This is a genomic window from Pseudomonas sp. 13B_2.1_Bac1, assembly GCF_025466155.1.
GTDB classification, from domain to species: domain Bacteria; phylum Pseudomonadota; class Gammaproteobacteria; order Pseudomonadales; family Pseudomonadaceae; genus Aquipseudomonas; species Aquipseudomonas aylmerensis.
Genome location: NZ_JANLOH010000023.1, coordinates 33,228 through 49,782, shown reverse-complemented (window position 1 = coordinate 49,782; position 16,555 = coordinate 33,228). Strand labels below are relative to the sequence as shown.

Below are 16,555 nucleotides of genomic sequence, written 5' to 3'. Positions count from 1 at the left end.
CTACAAGGAGTCATTATGACTGCGCAATCACTGCTCACTACCCTGCTCCCCCTGGTCGCCGACCTGTCTCGCGAGCTGCCCGAAGGCGAGCGTTACCGCCGCCTGTTGCAAGCCATGCGCGCACTGCTGCCCTGCGATGCCGCTGCGTTGCTGCGCCTGGATGGCGACTGGCTGGTGCCGCTGGCGGTCGACGGCTTGAGTGCCGACACCCTCGGTCGGCGCTTCAAGGTCAGCGAGCATCCGCGCTTCGCCGTGCTGCTGGGCAGCCCCGGCCCGACGCGGTTTGACAGTGACAGCGAGCTGCCCGACCCCTATGACGGCCTGGTCGATGGCCTGCACGGGCACCTGCAAGTGCATGACTGCATGGGCTGCCCACTGTTTGTCGACGACCAGCCATGGGGCCTGCTGACCCTGGATGCGCTCGACACCGAACGCTTCGAACGCGTGGAGCTGGACGCCCTGCAGGCCTTTGCCAGCCTCGCCGCCGCCACCGTCAACGTGGCCGAACGCATCGAACGCCTGGCCTTGCGCGCCGAAGACGCACACCAGCGCGCCGAGATCTATCGCCAGGCCAGCGGCCAGCAGCACAAGGAGATGATCGGCCAGAGCAAGACCCACAACCGCCTGGTCGAAGAAATCAAGCTGGTCGGCGGCAGCGACCTGACCGTGCTGATCACCGGCGAAACCGGGGTGGGCAAGGAATTGGTAGCCCAGGCGATCCACGCCGCTTCATCGCGTGCAGACAAACCGCTGATCAGCCTCAACTGCGCGGCCCTGCCGGAAACCCTGGTCGAGAGCGAACTGTTCGGGCATGTGCGCGGGGCCTTTACCGGCGCGCTGAACGAGCGGCGCGGCAAGTTTGAACTGGCGAACGGCGGCACGTTGTTCCTCGATGAAGTCGGCGAGCTGTCGCTGACGGTACAAGCCAAGCTGCTGCGCGTGCTGCAAAGCGGGCAGTTGCAGCGCCTGGGCTCGGACAAGGAGCATCAGGTGGATGTGCGCCTGATCGCCGCCACCAACCGCGACCTGGCTGACGAAGTGCGCAATGGCCGCTACCGCGCCGATTTCTATCACCGCCTGAGTGTGTATCCGCTGCAAGTGCCGGCACTGCGCGAACGCGGACGCGATGTACTGTTGTTGGCCGGTTTTTTCCTCGAACAGAACCGTTCACGCATGGGCCTGGGCAGCCTGCGCCTGACCAGCGATGCCCAGGCGGCGCTGCTGGCCTATAACTGGCCGGGCAATGTGCGCGAGCTGGAACATTTGATCGGACGCAGCGCACTCAAAGCCCTGGGTAACTGTCGCGAGCGCCCGAAGATTCTCAGCCTCAGCGCCCACGACCTCGACTTGCCGGACGTCAGCGCAGCGGTGATCGAAGCACCGGCGCCGGTGCCTGCCGCCCTCACGAGCGACCTGCGCCAGGCGACCGAGCACTATCAGCGTGAGCTGATCACTGCCTGCCTGGAACGCCACCAGCACAATTGGGCCAGCGCCGCCCGCGAACTCGGCCTCGACCGCGCCAACCTCGGCCGCCTGGCCAAGCGCCTCAACCTCAAATAACACCGCACTCCCACTGTAGGTGCTGGCTTGCCGGCGCCTACACGTGCGCCGGCTTCAGCACCGGGCTCACAGGCTTAGGCTTACGAAACACCAACACATTCCCCAACATCACCAGCACCAACCCCGCCAGTGCCGGCGCCGTCCATTGGTAGCCTTCGGCAAACGCCGACACATTCAACGCCACCACGGGAAACAGCACCGTGCAATACGCCGCACGCTCCGGCCCCATGCGTCCCACGAGTGTCAGGTAGGCGGTAAAGCCAATCACCGACCCCGGAATCACCAGGTACCACAGCGCGCCGATGTACCGCGGGCTCCAGTCCATGTCGAAGGGAATCCCGCGCACCGCACAGTAGGTCGCCAGCATCGTCGCCCCGTACGCCATGCCCCAGGCATTGGTGGTCAGCGGCTTGAGCCCGGCTTTCTGCTGCAGGCTCGACAACATATTGCCGGCCGAGAAACACAGGGTCCCCAGCAACGCCAGGCCCAACCCCAGCAATGTCTGCGGGCTGGCGGTGTGGCCCACCAGCTCCGGCCAGAACAACAGACCCAAGCCCAGCAAGCCGAGGCCGCCGCCCATCAATACATTGCGCGCCACCCGCTGGCCGAAAAACACTCGGGCATTCAGCGCGTTCCACAATGTCGCCGTGGAAAACACCACCGCCACCAGCCCGCTGGGGATCCACTGGCTGGCCGTGAGAAAGCACATGAAGTTGACGCAAAACAGGCACAGGCCCTGGGCCAGGCAGATCAGATGCCCGCGTCGGTTCATCACCTGCAACTTGCGGCTGAGCAGCAACAACGCAAACAACAACAGCGCGGCCAAACCGAAGCGGTAGACGATCGACACGGGAATCGCCACCACGCCCAGCTGCCACTTGAGGGCGATCCAGGTGGTGCCCCAGATCAGCACGGTGAGTAAATACAGGAAAAGGTTCATAGCGGGCTCCATCGGTTGAGCCACAGTGTCGCCTTCAACCGGTGTCGCGCTCTTGCAGATTCTTGCGCTTTTGTCGGGCGGTGGGATCACAGCGCCAGCCTCCCGGAGTAGGATGCAAGGCATCCAAGAGTACTCACCATGCCTGACCTGGAATCCCTGCAAGTCTTTCAAGCCCTCAACCGCTCGCCCAACGCACGCCTGGAAGCCTGCGCCGAGCTCGGTGACGGCTTGTCCGCGGCCTTGTGGAGCAACCACCACGACGCCCAGGATTACCAGGCGCCCAGCCATCACACCTTGTCGTGCTACATCGGCGGCGGTACCGGTACATTCCGGCGCGATCAACCGGGCACCAAGGGCGGGCCCGACAAGCTCTGCATCCTGCCCGCCGAACACCAGTCGGCATGGGTGATCAACGGCGAGATCCGCCTGGCCCATGTGTATTTCAGCCCGGAGCAGTTTGCCTTGGGCTGCGTCACCCTGCTCGACCGCGAGCCGCGCACCTTGCAACTGCGCGAAAGCACCTTCCTGGAAGACGCCAGCCAGGCCCGGCGCTTTCACCAGTTGATCGCGCTCAACTGGCACGAGCCCGCCGAGCGCCTGCTGACCAGCAGCCTGGCGCATGAAATGCTCAGCCACACCCTGCTCAGCCAGGTCGGCGCGCGCGACGGATTGCGTTTGAAAGGCGGCTTGGCGGCGTACCAGCGGCGGCTGTTGGTGGAGTACATCGACCAGCACCTCGAAGACCCGATCAGCCTGGGACAACTGGCTGGAATGTGCGCGCTGTCCGAATATCACTTCGCGCGGATGTTCCGCCAGAGCTTCGGCCTGCCGCCGCATCAATACCTGCTGGCGCGGCGCCTGACCCGCGCACAGGCCTTGCTGCGCAGCGGCGCCCTGCCCTTGGGCGAGATTGCATTGATGTGCGGGTTTTCCAGCGCCAGCCACTTCACCCATCGCTTTCGCCAGGCCATGGGCGCCACGCCCGGTGAATACCGCCTGGCGTTCTGCGCCTAAACCATCAAGCCCAACGTTTTTGCCTTGGCCACTGCCTGAGTGCGCCGCTCCACGCCGAGCTTGCTGTGGATACGCCGCGCGTGGGTCTTGACCGTGTGCAGCGAGATAAACAGCCGGTCGGCAATCTCCAGGTTGGAGTTGCCCAGGGCAATTAACTGCAGCACTTCCAGCTCCCGTTGGCTCAGCGGATTTTCCAGCGCGCCCGGCGTGGACGCCTGCGGCTCCATCCCCAGCTCGCTGAGCAGCCCCGGCGAGCGCAGACGCAGCTCGCGAATCGCCTGCTGCACCTGGCAACGCGCGGCCAGTTCCAACCCGGTCTGCAGTGAGCGGCGCGCCAGGACCGGATCACCGACCTGCCACGCGACCTCGCCCAGCACCAGGTGCAATTCGGTTTCCAGGCAAAGCATGCCGCGCCGGTGCGTGGTGTCCAGCAAGGCCGTCAACCGCGCCACCGGCTGGTCGCAGCACCCCAGCTTCACCTCCGCCAGCACCAGCAGGTATTCAAGGCGCGGGATCAGTTCGAGGGTGGCCGGCGGCGCCTGTTTGGCCTGCGGCCCTCGGAAATGACGGAGCACGCGGCGCACCGCTTCGACGGTCAATTCCGCACGGCCCTGCTGCAACCAGAAATGCCCGCTGACCAACAACAGCACGGCGCGGTACACCGTGTCCGGCACCTGGCGCCGCTGCATCAGCCGCTCGGCCTCGCGCAGCTGGAAAAATGCCTGGGCGTAATCACCACGGTTGGCGGCCAACAGCGCCAGGCCGAGAAAACCGTAGAGCACGCGTTTGTCGTGACTGTGCAGGCACATCGTCAGGCCGGTTTCAAAGCACTCGGCGGCCAGCGTGTCTTGCCCTTGGCGCAGCGCCAGGTGCCCGCGTCGCAGGGCGATACGCCCCACCAGAGGCCCGGCCGTGAGCCGCTGCTGGAGCAACATCGCCTGCACATTCTCCAGCAGGCTTTGCGCGCGATAGGGCGCGCCGCGCTGTTCGAGCAATTGCGCGTGATCCAGCTCGAGCAGCGCCTCCAGCAATAACGAACCGTGGGCGCGTGCCAGGCACAAGGCTTCGCGGCTCAGCGCCTGGGCCACGTCCAACTCACCGCGCAGCAGCGCTTGCTGGGTCAGGCCCGACAGGCACATCAGCCGCGAGGTCCACGCGCTGTCGGGCAAGGCTTGCAGGGCTTCGAGAAAATGGACGCGCGAGCGTTCGGCATCGCCGCCCAAATGCAGCAGCCAGCCCCACTGCGCCTGCCAACGCGCGAGCAGATAGCGCTGCTGGGCCGCCGTCGGTTGCGGGGCGAAGCGGGCCAATTGGTCGATGCACTGCGCGGCCTGGTCGAAGCGCCCGGCGAACAGCAACGCCGCCGTGACCAGGCCCACCAGCTGCGCCGAGCCCAGCATCAATTCTTCGCCATGCTGTTCATGCAGGCGCAGCAACAGCGCAGCGTTCTGCTGGCGGAACAGGTCCTCGAAGCTGAAGTGCTGCAACAGGCTGACGGCGACTTCATATTCTTCGGCCAGCAGCGCCTGTTCGAAGGCGGCCTGCCAGTCCTGCTCGGCGGTGAACCACTGGCAGGCGCGCCGATGCCAGGAGCGCTTCGCCGCCCAGGGTTCGGCGCGCAGCAGTTGCGCCAGCGGCGGGAAAACCTGCAGCCAATCGGTGTCTTCCCACGGCTGGATGAAGGCGCCGAGGGCCTGCAGATCCCGCAGGTACTGAACCCCATCGCCAAAGCCGAACAGGTGTTCGCACAGCCCCGCATTGAAGCGCGGCAAATGGGCCAGCACCCGCCAGGCTTCGGCGAGTTCCGGCGGCAGGGTGCTGAAGAGTTCGTGTTGCAGGTAGTCGAGCAAGGTCTTGTCGGGGTGACCATCGCCGAGCAAGGCGATACGCACCCCGGCGCACCAACCGGCGCTGAACTGCAGCACGCGGTCGACCGACTGCCCGGGCGCCTGGCAGAGCAGTTGCTGGATTTCCGCCGCACTGAACGCCAGCTCACCGCCACACTCCAGCAACTCATCGTCGAGCAGCAGGCGCGGCCAGTTGCACACCGGGCGACGTCGCGCGCCCAGCCACCAGGTCAGCGCGGGGCTGCTGGCCGTGAGCAGGCGGTCGAGCAAGGCGTCGGTGTCGGGCGTGGGCAGGCGGCAAAAATCATCGAGGAACAACCACGCAGGGGATTGCCAGCGGCTGAGGTCCAGCAGCAACGTGGCTTCATCGCTGAACGCCAGGCCGAGGTTTTGTGCCAGGCGCTGGCACAACTCGAATGGGCTGAGGGGCGCGCCATTGAGCGGCAGCCAATACACCTGGCACCCCGGTGGTGCCTGCAACGCGCACTCGCCGAGCAACGCGCTCTTGCCGCTGCCGCCCGGCGCGCAAAGCAATCTGACCCGGGCCTGCGCCGCCAGCAAAGGCTCGGCCAGGCGGGGGCGCAGCAGATGGTGGGCGGACAGCCGAGGCATGAATCCAGGACGGTCCAGGCAGCGTGTCATGGCGGTCATAGCTGCATCCTGCGTTTTTATTGTTGTGCAACCTGGCGCCTACCCTAGTCCTGTGGCCGGCGGTTGTTGAAGAAGTATTCAGCGGGGTGATTGGCAAGCATAAAAAAGCGCCGAAAACCTGCAGGAGCCGGCGTGCCGGCGATTGCGGTAGATCAGCCACCCCATCGGCAGCTGACAGACCGCTATCGCCGGCAAGCCGGCTCCTGCAGATGAAGGTGTCGGTCAGCGCACGCCTGAGGCGCGCAATGCCGCTGGCGTGTAATCCGCCGCCTTGGCATCGAAGCCGAACACGAAGCTGCTCTTCTCCTCGTTCTTCATGCCCAGGGCGATGTAGCGCCCGGCAATGATGTCGTACAGGGTTTCCACGGTGTAGGCCGGGGTCTGGTGGTTGTAGTAGAACTGCGCATGGCCTTCGGCGACACGCCACAGCTGGCCGCGACCGTCGTAGTGATCCACCAGCGCCACCTGCCAGCTGTCTTCATCGATGTACATGTGGCGCTTGGCATAGATGTGCCGCTCGCTCGGCTTGACGGTGCCGACCACTTCCCACACGCGGTGCAGCTCATAGCGGGTCAGGTCCTGGTTGATGTGCCCGGCCTTGATGATGTCGTCGTACTTGAGTGACGGCGAATCGAGCTTGTAGCTGTTGTAGGGGATGTACATCTCCTTCTTGCCCACCAGTTTCCAGTCGTAGCGGTCGGGCGCGCCGGAGAACATGTCGAAGTTGTCGGAGGTGCGCAAACCGTCGGCGGCGGTGCCCGGCCCGTCGTAGGCCACTTGCGGCGCGCGGCGCACTCGGCGCTGGCCGGCGTTGTAGATCCAGGCCAGGCGCGGCTCCTTCACCTGGTCGAGGGTTTCATGCACCAGCAGCACGTTACCCGCCAGGCGCGCCGGCGCCGTGACCGACTGCTTGAAGAAGGTCAGCACGTTGGCGCCCTTGGCCGGGTCCATGTCCGGGATCAGTTGCGGCACCGCCACTTCTTCCTCGAAGCGGATCGGCGTGTAGCTGCCGTTGGTCTGCGGGGTGGCCTGGGTGATGATGCGGCGCAGGTTGCCGCCGTGGTAGCGAGTGATGTGGTTCCACAGCACTTCCACGCCATTCTTGGGAATCGGGAACGCGTAGTAGCGGTTGCCGGTAAAACCTTCCAGGCCGTTGCCGTCGTTGATCGCATGCACGTTCAACGCGCTGCGCTTGATCGACTCGTAGATCTCCGGCGGCAGATTGACCGTGCGGTGGCTCGGGTACACCGGGATCTTGTAGGTCTCGGGGTAGCGCTTGAACATCGCGACCTGGCCGTCGGAGAGCTTGTCCTTGTACTTGTCGACGGTGGCGGCGGTGATCACGAACAGGGGTTTTTCACTGGCAAACGGGTCGGCGAGAAAGCCCTTGCTGTCCACCGCGCCGGCGTTTTTCGGGATGCCGCCGGTCCAGGCCGGAATCGAGCCATCGGCATTCCCGGCCTTTTCGGCACCGACCGGGGTCAGGGTGGTGCCGAGCTTCGCCGCTTCTTCCGGCGACACCGCCGCCATCACGTTGGCGGCCAGCAGGCTGAGGGCCAACACGCCGCATTGCAGAATCATCTTGCGCATAAAAGCATCCTTTTCAAGCCGTGATCAGAAGTTCGCGCCGACGCTGAAGGCGAGGAAGTCGCGGTCGGTCAGGGTGTTGTAATGGCCGCCGAAAAAGTCGGTGTAGCTGAGGCTGGCGGTGTAGGTGTTGCGGTAGTCGGCATCGACGCCGATGCTCACCGCCTTGGCGCCTTCGTTGAACAGGCCATTGGGGCCGTAGCCCTTCACGTCATGGGACCAGGACAGGTTGGGCTTGAGGTTGACCCCGGCGAACACGTTGCTGTAGTCGAGGATCGCCCGGGCGCGGTAGCCCCACGAGGTCGCTGTCACAAACCCATCGGTATCGCCCTGGTAGCCGTAGACGCCATAGACCGAATCACGCCCGTAGCGCAGTTTGCTCTTGGACTCCAGGCCCGCCACGTAGGTGACGCCCGCTTCGCCCACCAGGGTCAGGCGGTCGGCGCCCATGACCTGGTCGAAAAACTGCGTGAAGGTGGTCTGCGCCTGGGTGACTTGCTTGCGGCGATAACCTTTGTTGTCGGCGCCGGCCGAAGAGCTGATCACCGAGGTACCCGGCACGGCAGGGTTGACCAGCGCCAGGGTCAGGTCGGTGGTGTTCAACTGCACCGGCGCATTGGGCCGGTAGCTGATCTCGCCGCTCCAGGCCGTGCCGGTGGGCAGGGTGGTGGAGAAGCTGGCGCCGTACAGGCGAATGTCTTCCGGGTAATCGAGGTAGTACTGGCCGCGGCCGAGCATCAGCGCGGAAACCAGTGACGGACGCAGGGCTGCCGGCGTGCCGGGCAGCAAGGCGCCCAAGCCATTGAGCGTGGCCTGCCCGGCGCTGGTGGTGCCCACGGTGGGCGTACGGCTGTGGTAGTTCATGAAGTACAACGCGTACTCGGTGTCGTCCCCCAGCCAGCGCAACGCTGCACCAAACTGGCCGCCGTCGCGGGCTTCACGGTCCTTGCCACGCTGCACCACGATCCCTTCCCGGGTGACTTCAAAACCCTGCCCGACCAGATTGGCCGCCGGCTGAAAGCCCGCCGCCGCCGCGCTGCCCACGGTGTAGTTATTGTTGCACCCGTGCGCGACCACATCGTTGCCAAAGAACGTGCCGCAGTTATCCACCACGGTGTTTTCCCAGTTCAGCTGGTAGAACCCTTCCACCGTCAGCTGGTTGGTCAGGCTCTGCGAGGCGAAGAGCATGTTCACCGGGATCAGGCCTTCCTTGATCTCCGCGCCGGGGCGACGGAAAGCGGAAACGTCGATCGGGTTGATACTGTTGATGGAGTTACCGATAAAGGTGCTCTCGCCCCAACTGACCACCTGCTTGCCCACCCGCACGTTGCCCGGCAGGTCGGCGATGGAATAGTTGTGATAGACGAAGGCATCGAGCAATTCGTAGCCGGAAGAGCGCGCGCCCTCGTCGCGATGGTGATTGCTGATCTGCTTGAACTCGCGGTCTTCGTCCTGCAGTTCGAAGTCGTACCAGTACTTGCCACGCACGAACACGCCGCTATCACCGTATTTGAGTTCGAGATCGTGGATGCCCTTGAAGATTTTCGAGAAGGTCTCGCCCTTCTTGAAGTTCAGCCGCCCGTCATCCCCGGTCGACGCCTGGCCCGTACCGCCGTTGGCCACGCCTACCAGCTTCTTGTCGGCATCGCGCATGCCCCAGCTCGCGCCGACCGACAGCGAGGAATCGAATTGCCCTTCGATCTCGCCAATGTTGAACGAAACAGCCTGTGCCTGGGCACAGCACCCCAACGCAACCGCAGCGGCCAGCGCCTGTGGCCTGAAGATGGCGCGCATTGTTGTTCTTGTCATGCGTCTTCCCCGGTGAGTGACAGAAGGCCCCACCCTACTGCCGCCTGTCAGGAGCGATAAGCGCACCAAGGAGGGATTCGTGTTGTCGCTCGAAAGGATGACGAGGCGCTCTGGCCGGGGTCCTGGCCGGGCCATGATCGCGGTGGATGGCGGCTTATCAGGCGCATGGATGGCACGGGCACTGATTATTGCCGCTTCGGTAACAGTCCTTGTCATGAACCGGCATTACTCATTTTGTAACAAGCGACTATTCTTACCGGGCTTTCAGGGCAAACGGCCCGCTTCCTCGACAGGAAGAACAGCCAGCTTTAAATGGATTGATGCCTGTTTTCAATCCGTTACCCGTGTTCACTGACGTTGATTTGTCGCTCCTTGATCCAACGTCTGACTTCAGCCGCTGCGTTTGCAGCGGCTTTTTTTTGTCCGAAATAAAACGGGGCGCCATCAGCGCCCCGTGGGATTCAATCTTTTTCAGGCAATGATCAGAGGCTGTACTTCTGCAAATTGGCCATCATCTCCTTCAAGGCCTCGATATTGTCCTTGGGGTGGGCCGCACCTTCGAAGTCGCAGATCTGCGCCCAATGCGCCGCCACATCGTCCGGCGAAAAACCGGCTTCGGGATCAAAGCCCACACCCAGGCTGCGCTCCCAGCGAGTCTTGCCGATCCAGCCGCCGCCCACTTCAAACAGCCCTGAGGTTTCCTGGCACGCCTCGCTGCCCAGGTACACCACCAGCGGGCTGACCAATTCAGGCTTGAGGCGCTCGAACACCTGCGGCGGGATCAGGCCTTCAGTCATGCGCGTGCCACCGGTGGGAGCGATGGCATTGACCAGGATATTGTTCTTGCGCCCTTCCAGGGCCAGGGTACGGGTGAGGCCATACAGCCCGAGCTTGGCCATGCCGTAGTTGGACTGGCCGAAGTTGCCGTAGATGCCCGAGGTGGACGCAGTGAAGATCACCCGGCCATAGCCTTGCTCACGCAGGTGCGGCCAGGCGGCGCGGGTGACTTTGTAGGCGCCTTCGACATGCACCCGGTAAACCAGGTCCCAGTCGCTGTCGTCCATTTTATGGAAGGTTTTGTCACGCAGGATGCCCGCGTTGTTGACCACCACATCGATGCGGCCAAACGCGTCGAGGGCGTTCTGTACGATCTTGTCACCTTCGGTGACAGAGTCATGGTTGGCCTCGGCGATACCGCCGGCGGCGCGGATTTCGGCGACCACGCGATCGGCAGCGGAGGCATTGGCGCCCTCGCCCTGGGTCGAACCGCCCAGGTCGTTGACCAGCACCTTGGCCCCGTGCCGGGCGAACAGCAGCGCATGGGCGCGGCCCAATCCGCCGCCGGCGCCGGTGACGATCACGACCTTATCCTGGAACTGCACTGACTCACTCATACCGAACTCCAAAGGCGACAATGGGAATGAGTCGAGTGTCCGGCAAGGCGCGCCTGGTCACAATAAATACGGCCAGGGCTGAATGGTGCTCGATAAGGCAGCGGGATGATTGCGGGTTCTGGGCGATGACTGGCCTGGGACAATGCCGCTAGCGCAGGCAAGCCAGCTCCAACACCGGATGCCCGACCTGGTCCCGAAACGCCTGGTAATGCTTGAGCACCTGCACGGGCGCCTCGATCTGCGGGTAGTGGCCGATATTGGCCAGCAGCACGGTGTCGGCGTGGGGCACCAATTGGTGGTAGCGCTCGACCATGTGCGCGCCGGAGATCGGGTCTACCTCGCCATCGATCACACGCAGCGGCACTTCGCCGCGTTGCATGGCATCCACCCAACGCTCACGCAGGCGTCGGCGCTGGGGGATGTAGGCAATCAGTTTGTGCAGGATGCGCGTGCCGTCGTTGCAGTTGATCAGGCTCCAGAAATCATCCAGGGCGCTTTCACTGGGGCGCGTGTCGGGGCCGAAGATCTGGCTGAAGCTGTCGGACAAGGCGTTGCGCCCGAAGGCGCGGCCGATCATCCAGCCCAGGGGGCTGAGCAAGAGTTTTTGCACCAGCGCCGGGCGATGGGTTTCGGGGAACAGCCCACCGTTGAGGAACACGCAGCTGGCCATGTGAAACCGACCTTCATAGTGCCGCGCCAGGAGTTCCTGGGCCACGCTGTCCCCGTAGTCGTGGGCCAGCACGTGAACCGGCTGCTCCACCCGCAGGTGTTCGAGCAAGGCCTGTTGCACGTCAGCCTGCTCGAGCAGGCAATAGGTGTGGTTCAAAGGCTTGGCCGAGTCGCCGAAGCCGAGCATGTCGCAGGCGATCACCAGGTTGCGCTGGGCCAGTGGTTGCCACAGGTAATGCCAGTCCCAACTGGCGGTGGGGAAACCATGGATCAGCAGCAGCGGCTCGCCCTGCCCCGCCACCCAGTAACGGATGGTGCGGCCACGAAAGACGAATTCCTGCCCGCGCTTGCGCCAGGCTCTCAGCGGGATCTCGGCGAGTGGCATCAGCTTTTATATCCAGGGTCTTGAGCATCCAACTTACGCAGCAGCGCCGGCCAGGCCAGCGCGCCCCCCATACCTTGTGCACTCTTGGTGACAGCAGCCACCATCGCCTTGGCACCGGCGAGAATCTGCGGCCCGATAGGGATCAACTCGGCGCCACCGTTTTGTGCCAGCACCTGGATATCGCAGGCGCGCTGGAAGGTGAACATCATCAGGAAAGTGTCGGCGATGGTACTGCCACAGGTCAGCAGACCGTGGTTGTGCAGCATCAGGAAATTGTTGTCGCCAAGGTCGGCCTGCAGGCGGGCCTTTTCTTCGTGGTTCAGCGCCACGCCTTCGTAAGCGTGATAGGCCAGGCTCGACAGCACGAAGATCGATTGCTGGCTGATCGGCAGCACGCCCTGTTTCTGCGCGGCCACCGCTACACCGGCGGCGGTATGGGTGTGCAGCACGCAGGTGACATCGTGGCGAACTTCATGGATGGCACTGTGGATGGTGTAGCCCGCCGGGTTGATTTCGTAGGGGCTGTCCATCAGCTTGTTGCCGGCCTGGTCGACCTTGACCAGGCTCGACGCCGTGATCTCGTGGAACATCAGCCCGTACGGGTTGATCAGGAAATCATCGGTGCCCGGCACCTTGGCCGAGATATGAGTGAAGATCAGGTCATCCCAGCCATGCAGCGCCACCAGGCGATAGCAGGCGGCCAGGTCGACACGCGCTTGCCATTCGGCAGCACTGACCTGGTCTTTGACATTCTGTGGCGATAGAACGGGGGCTAGGCTCACGGCAATGACCTCCTTGGCGCGCTTTCTTATTGTTTTTTTGGGTGAAGGGCCAGTCTAGTCAGACCTCATGGCAGGCGTAGTTGCCTTCGCAGCCAGCTTGATGACCGAGCGAGTCACTACGCAGAATAGTTGAAAGTAGCCCGTGTCGCGTCAGAGAAGTGCCGCCAACAAAGGCACGGCGAACAGGTTGAGCAAGCCCGTCAACACCATCACCAGACCCGCCACCGAGCCTTCTTCACCGCCCACTTCATGGGCGCGGCTCACGCCGGCGCCGTGGGCGCCCACGCCAAACAACGCACCACGCGCCAGCGGCGTGCGCAGCGGCAACCACTTGAGCAGCACGCCGCCGAGCATTGCGCCGAAGACACCGGTGAACATCACAAACACGGCGGTAAGCTCCGGTACGCCGCCCAGGTCGGACGACACCGGCATGGCGAACGGCGTCGTGATCGAGCGCGGCACCAGCGACATCGTCACCGAGCTGTCCAGCGCCAGCGCCTTGGCCAACCCGAACGAGGTGCCGATGGAGGCCGCGCTGCCTGCCACCATGCCCAGCAGCAACGCCGACCAGTGCCGCGCCAGCAAGCGCCGCTGTTGCCAGATCGGCACGGCGAACGCCACGGTCACCGGGCCCAGCACCAGCATCAGCCAGTGGGTGTCGGTGGCGTATTCGGCGTAGGCGGTCTTCATGGGCACGGCCACCGCCAGCAACAGCACCGGGACCAGGATCAGCGGCGACAACAGGTAGCGACCGGTACGCCGATAGATCCAGCGGCTGAACACGTACGCGCCCAGGGTCAGTGCGAGCCAGAACACCGGCATCAGCTCAAGCTTCATGGCGCAGCCTCCAGCGGCACACGGCTTCCACCGTAAAGGCCGTCACCAGCATCACCGCCAGCGTGCTGAAGCCGATCACCAGCAGGATGCGCCAGCCGTCGTTGCGCAGCAGGCCGCCGTAATCGAGCAGGCTCATCAGCGCCGGAATGAAGAACAGCAGCATTTCCGCCATCAACACCCCGGCGCCCAGTTGCAGGGCTGCCGGCTTGACCAGGCCACTGGCGAAGGTCGCCAGCAACAGCCCGAGCCCCACCACGCCACCAGGGATTGGCCAGTCCAGCCACACCGCCAGTTGAGTGCCGAGCAGGTAGATAGCCAACAACACAACCAGTTCGGTCAACAAACGGCCAAGGTGTTTGAAGGTGAAACGTTTCATGGGCTTTGGATCCTCGCAGTACGCCCATTTTAGAGAGCCGCCTTCCATCCCCACAGCGAATTGTTAGACTGCCAGCTATTCCACCCTGGAATAGCGAGCGGGATGCACACCCATGGAATTCAAACAGCTGCGCAGCTTTGTCGAAGTGATCCACCGTGGCGGGTTTACCCAGGCCGGGAAAACCCTGCACATCAGTCAGTCCGCCGTCAGCAAGCAAGTGGCGCAGCTGGAGCAAAGCCTCGGTACGCCGCTGCTCGACCGCATCGGCTCGCAGGTGCGCCTGACCGCCGCCGGCCAGGTGGTGCTGCAACGCGCCGAGGCCATGCTGCGCCTGCAGACCGAACTGCTGAGCGAGCTGGACGATATGCACCAGCTCACCCGCGGCGAGTTGCGCCTGGGTCTGCCGCTGCTGGCGGGAGATACATTGTTTGCCGGGCTGTTTGCCGAGTATCGGCGGCGCTACCCGAACGTCACCATCCAGTTGCTGGAAGGCGGCAGCCGCAATATCGAGCAGGCGATTCTCAGCGGTGAACTGGAAGTCGGCGGCAGCTTGAAGCCCAGCGACCCGGCGTTCGCCTGGCAAGCCTTCTGCGATGAGCCGCTGGATGCACTGCTGCCGATTGATCACCCGCTGGCGGACAACGCCCAGGTACGCCTGGAGGAATTGGCCGACACGCCGTTCCTGATGTACCAACGCAGCTTTGTCCTCAACGACCGGCTGATGCAGGCGTGCCACCAGTTGGGCTTTACCCCGAAGGAAATCGGGCGCAGCGGCCAGGCCGACTTTCTTGCGGCGCTGGTCGCGGCAGGCCAGGGTGTGGTGCTGTTACCCAGCGTGGTCGCCCGTGGGCTGGTGCGACCGGGCGTCGTGCGCCTGACACTGAAGGCGCCCGACTTCCTGCGCTGGGACATTGCCTTTATCTGGCGTGAAGGCGCCTATCTGTCGAGAGCCGCACAAGCCTGGCTGGCGTTGCTGCGTGAGTTTCCGGTCAAGCGCGCAGTGCTGTGACCAGCTCGGCCAGCCACGGCTCGGCGTCGGCTTCGGGGGTCACGCTTTCACTGGCGTCCAGGCGCAGCATCGGCAGCACTTCGCGCACGCCCAGCTCAGCGAACAGCTCGCGCATTTGCTCACCGCCGCCACAGAAGGTGTCGCCGTAGCTGGCGTCGCCCAGGCCGATCACCGCACCGGGCAGGCCGCGCCAGGCAGCAGGCAATTGGTCGCGAATGGTCGAATACAACGGTTGCAGGTTGTCCGGCAACTCACCCATGCCGGTGGTCGAGGTCACCGCCAGGAACGCCTCGGGGGCAAACGCCTGCACGTCCGCAAGGCTCGCGCGTGGATTGTGCCAGGCGTCAAAACCGGCCGCGTTGAGGATGCCTGCGGCGTGGCGGGCGACTTCTTCAGCCGTGCCGTACACCGAGCCGGAAAGGATGGCGACTTTCATCAATCTGATCCTGTAGTTGAGCGAAAGCGTGGGATATTAGCAGCTGTGGCAAATATTTCGGTGCACACCGTGCAACATTCGGCGCCTGTCATAAACTGCCAGCACCCCCACACGCCATGGACCGCTCAATGATCAACGCCCACCTGATGCAAATGGTGATCAACGCCTCCAACGACGGCATCGTCGTCGCCGAACGCGAAGGCAAGGACAAGCCGCTGATCTACGTCAATCCGGCATTTGAACGGATGACCGGCTACACCCTCGATGAAATCCTCTACCAGGATTGCCGCTTCCTGCAATCGGGCGACCGTGACCAGCCGGCACTGATGGCCATCCGCGAGGCCTTGGAGAGCGGCGGTTCGTGCCGTGAAACCCTGCGTAATTACCGCAAGGATGGCAGCCACTTCTGGAACGAGCTGTCATTGTCCACGGTGCGCAACCAGGCGGACAAGCAGACCTATTTTGTCGGCGTTCAAAAGGACGTCACCGTGCAGGTCAAGGCGCAGCAGCGGGTTTCCCAGTTGGAAGCCGAGCTGGCCCAGGTCAAGGCCGAGCTGGCGACGCTCAAAGCGACGAGCGGATCGAACAAAACTTAGAAAAACCGGCCATTAAGAGGATAATGGCGTTTTAATACCTCCCCGTGAGCACGCCTCATGCACCGCGACACACTTCTGACGCAGGACGAGCTGGATTTTATTCAGATGATGCAACACAACCCGCAGCTCAACCTGCGGGACGCATCGTCGAGCCTGACCGTCAACGGCGGCGCGCAGATTCGCGACTTGCTCACGCGACTGGCCGCCCATGATCAACTGACTATTCAAGCGCAGTTCGACAACCAGCAACTCACCTTCCCCCTGCACCTGGTGGAAGACGAATTTCATGCGCTGCATCTGCGCCTGGGCGTGCCGACGATTTTCGAGGACGGGCCGATGATCCGGCCTTGGCGCCTGGCCCTGGAAACTCCGGTGGCGCTGGAGAACATCAGGGGCAACCTGAGCGCCTTATGGGTGCATGAAGTGTCATTCAAAGGCGTGCTGGTGGAGATCCGCGGGCGGATCAAGCCGCCGAAAACCTTTTCCCTGTGGTTCAGCCCTTCGGGTTATGAGCGAATCGCACTGCGCGGCACGCTGGAACGCGAAACCGCGCGTGGCCTGTTTGCCTACCGCCTGGACCAGAGCGACGTGAGTGAAACCGAGCGCCTGCGCCAGTTCATCCTGCACCAGCATCGCTTGATCCACCCCGAAGTCCACGCCTGA

The 16,555-nt window shown here is 63.7% G+C and carries 15 protein-coding genes; 5 read left to right on the top strand and 10 right to left on the bottom strand.

Going from position 1 to position 16,555, the window contains the following annotated elements; translation table 11 throughout:
• Positions 1–15 precede the first annotated feature (15 nt).
• The gene (norR, locus tag NTD80_RS05190; protein WP_262132457.1) at positions 16–1,560 is read left to right on the top strand and encodes a nitric oxide reductase transcriptional regulator NorR; all 1,545 of its coding nucleotides are present in this window, start codon (positions 16–18) and stop codon (positions 1,558–1,560) included.
• Between the two features lie 37 nt (positions 1,561–1,597).
• Here the strand turns inward: norR and NTD80_RS05185 are convergent, their stop codons facing one another.
• Positions 1,598–2,500, bottom strand: coding sequence for a DMT family transporter (locus tag NTD80_RS05185; RefSeq protein WP_262132455.1), 903 nt, complete (start codon positions 2,498–2,500; stop codon positions 1,598–1,600).
• Positions 2,501–2,638: 138 nt separating this feature from the next.
• Here NTD80_RS05185 and NTD80_RS05180 point away from each other — a divergent pair, with 138 nt between their 5' ends.
• Entirely contained in the window at positions 2,639–3,514 is an 876-nt protein-coding gene (locus tag NTD80_RS05180) for a helix-turn-helix domain-containing protein (protein WP_106802656.1), read from the top strand.
• Here the strand turns inward: NTD80_RS05180 and NTD80_RS05175 are convergent.
• The 8 genes from NTD80_RS05175 to NTD80_RS05140 all read right to left on the bottom strand — a co-directional run bounded on the left by NTD80_RS05175 (position 3,511) and on the right by NTD80_RS05140 (position 13,851).
• Positions 3,511–6,012, bottom strand: coding sequence for a LuxR C-terminal-related transcriptional regulator (locus tag NTD80_RS05175; protein ID WP_262132453.1), 2,502 nt, complete (start codon positions 6,010–6,012; stop codon positions 3,511–3,513). The genes NTD80_RS05180 and NTD80_RS05175 overlap by 4 nt on opposite strands.
• A 222-nt stretch (positions 6,013–6,234) precedes the next feature.
• Positions 6,235–7,602 (bottom strand): DUF1329 domain-containing protein, encoded by a 1,368-nt coding sequence (locus NTD80_RS05170; RefSeq protein WP_213552614.1) that lies wholly within the window; start codon positions 7,600–7,602, stop codon positions 6,235–6,237.
• 24 nt (positions 7,603–7,626) lie between these two features.
• A complete protein-coding gene (locus NTD80_RS05165; RefSeq protein WP_065908514.1) occupies positions 7,627–9,393 on the bottom strand; it encodes a DUF1302 domain-containing protein in 1,767 nt (588 codons plus the stop codon).
• Between the two features lie 497 nt (positions 9,394–9,890).
• Entirely contained in the window at positions 9,891–10,802 is a 912-nt protein-coding gene (locus NTD80_RS05160; protein ID WP_065908512.1) for an SDR family oxidoreductase, read from the bottom strand.
• A gap of 148 nt (positions 10,803–10,950) precedes the next feature.
• Positions 10,951–11,856 (bottom strand): alpha/beta fold hydrolase, encoded by a 906-nt coding sequence (locus tag NTD80_RS05155; protein WP_065908510.1) that lies wholly within the window; start codon positions 11,854–11,856, stop codon positions 10,951–10,953.
• On the bottom strand, positions 11,856–12,638 hold the full coding sequence (locus NTD80_RS05150; protein ID WP_262132449.1) for a class II aldolase/adducin family protein: 783 nt from the start codon (positions 12,636–12,638) through the stop codon (positions 11,856–11,858). Before NTD80_RS05150 ends, NTD80_RS05155 begins: the two co-directional genes overlap by 1 nt.
• Positions 12,639–12,788: 150 nt before the next feature.
• The gene (locus tag NTD80_RS05145; RefSeq protein ID WP_065908506.1) at positions 12,789–13,475 is read right to left on the bottom strand and encodes an LrgB family protein; all 687 of its coding nucleotides are present in this window, start codon (positions 13,473–13,475) and stop codon (positions 12,789–12,791) included.
• A complete protein-coding gene (locus NTD80_RS05140) occupies positions 13,465–13,851 on the bottom strand; it encodes a CidA/LrgA family protein (RefSeq protein ID WP_262132448.1) in 387 nt (128 codons plus the stop codon). The genes NTD80_RS05145 and NTD80_RS05140 overlap by 11 nt, the downstream gene beginning before the upstream one ends.
• Before the next feature lie 112 nt (positions 13,852–13,963).
• Here NTD80_RS05140 and NTD80_RS05135 point away from each other — a divergent pair, with 112 nt between their 5' ends.
• Positions 13,964–14,860: a LysR substrate-binding domain-containing protein gene (locus NTD80_RS05135; protein WP_201145859.1), complete on the top strand. Its 897-nt coding sequence runs from the start codon at positions 13,964–13,966 to the stop codon at positions 14,858–14,860.
• Here NTD80_RS05135 and NTD80_RS05130 read toward each other — a convergent pair.
• A complete protein-coding gene (locus NTD80_RS05130; protein WP_065908500.1) occupies positions 14,841–15,296 on the bottom strand; it encodes a flavodoxin in 456 nt (151 codons plus the stop codon). The genes NTD80_RS05135 and NTD80_RS05130 overlap by 20 nt on opposite strands.
• Before the next feature lie 128 nt (positions 15,297–15,424).
• Between NTD80_RS05130 and NTD80_RS05125 the strand changes: the two genes are divergently transcribed.
• On the top strand, positions 15,425–15,892 hold the full coding sequence (locus NTD80_RS05125) for a PAS domain-containing protein (protein ID WP_262132444.1): 468 nt from the start codon (positions 15,425–15,427) through the stop codon (positions 15,890–15,892).
• A 57-nt stretch (positions 15,893–15,949) separates the two neighbouring features.
• Positions 15,950–16,555: a hypothetical protein gene (locus NTD80_RS05120; RefSeq protein ID WP_065908496.1), complete on the top strand. Its 606-nt coding sequence runs from the start codon at positions 15,950–15,952 to the stop codon at positions 16,553–16,555.

Bases quoted from the DNA above. Each gene is read 5' to 3' on its own strand.
- norR (WP_262132457.1), top strand. From the start codon at position 16: ATGACTGCGCAATCACTGCTCACTACCCTGCTCCCCCTGGTCGCCGAC.
- NTD80_RS05185 (WP_262132455.1), bottom strand. From the start codon at position 2,500: ATGAACCTTTTCCTGTATTTACTCACCGTGCTGATCTGGGGCACCACC.
- NTD80_RS05180 (WP_106802656.1), top strand. From the start codon at position 2,639: ATGCCTGACCTGGAATCCCTGCAAGTCTTTCAAGCCCTCAACCGCTCG.
- NTD80_RS05175 (WP_262132453.1), bottom strand. From the start codon at position 6,012: ATGACCGCCATGACACGCTGCCTGGACCGTCCTGGATTCATGCCTCGG.
- NTD80_RS05170 (WP_213552614.1), bottom strand. From the start codon at position 7,602: ATGCGCAAGATGATTCTGCAATGCGGCGTGTTGGCCCTCAGCCTGCTG.
- NTD80_RS05165 (WP_065908514.1), bottom strand. From the start codon at position 9,393: ATGCGCGCCATCTTCAGGCCACAGGCGCTGGCCGCTGCGGTTGCGTTG.
- NTD80_RS05160 (WP_065908512.1), bottom strand. From the start codon at position 10,802: ATGAGTGAGTCAGTGCAGTTCCAGGATAAGGTCGTGATCGTCACCGGC.
- NTD80_RS05155 (WP_065908510.1), bottom strand. From the start codon at position 11,856: ATGCCACTCGCCGAGATCCCGCTGAGAGCCTGGCGCAAGCGCGGGCAG.
- NTD80_RS05145 (WP_065908506.1), bottom strand. From the start codon at position 13,475: ATGAAGCTTGAGCTGATGCCGGTGTTCTGGCTCGCACTGACCCTGGGC.
- NTD80_RS05140 (WP_262132448.1), bottom strand. From the start codon at position 13,851: ATGAAACGTTTCACCTTCAAACACCTTGGCCGTTTGTTGACCGAACTG.
- NTD80_RS05135 (WP_201145859.1), top strand. From the start codon at position 13,964: ATGGAATTCAAACAGCTGCGCAGCTTTGTCGAAGTGATCCACCGTGGC.
- NTD80_RS05130 (WP_065908500.1), bottom strand. From the start codon at position 15,296: ATGAAAGTCGCCATCCTTTCCGGCTCGGTGTACGGCACGGCTGAAGAA.
- NTD80_RS05125 (WP_262132444.1), top strand. From the start codon at position 15,425: ATGATCAACGCCCACCTGATGCAAATGGTGATCAACGCCTCCAACGAC.
- NTD80_RS05120 (WP_065908496.1), top strand. From the start codon at position 15,950: ATGCACCGCGACACACTTCTGACGCAGGACGAGCTGGATTTTATTCAG.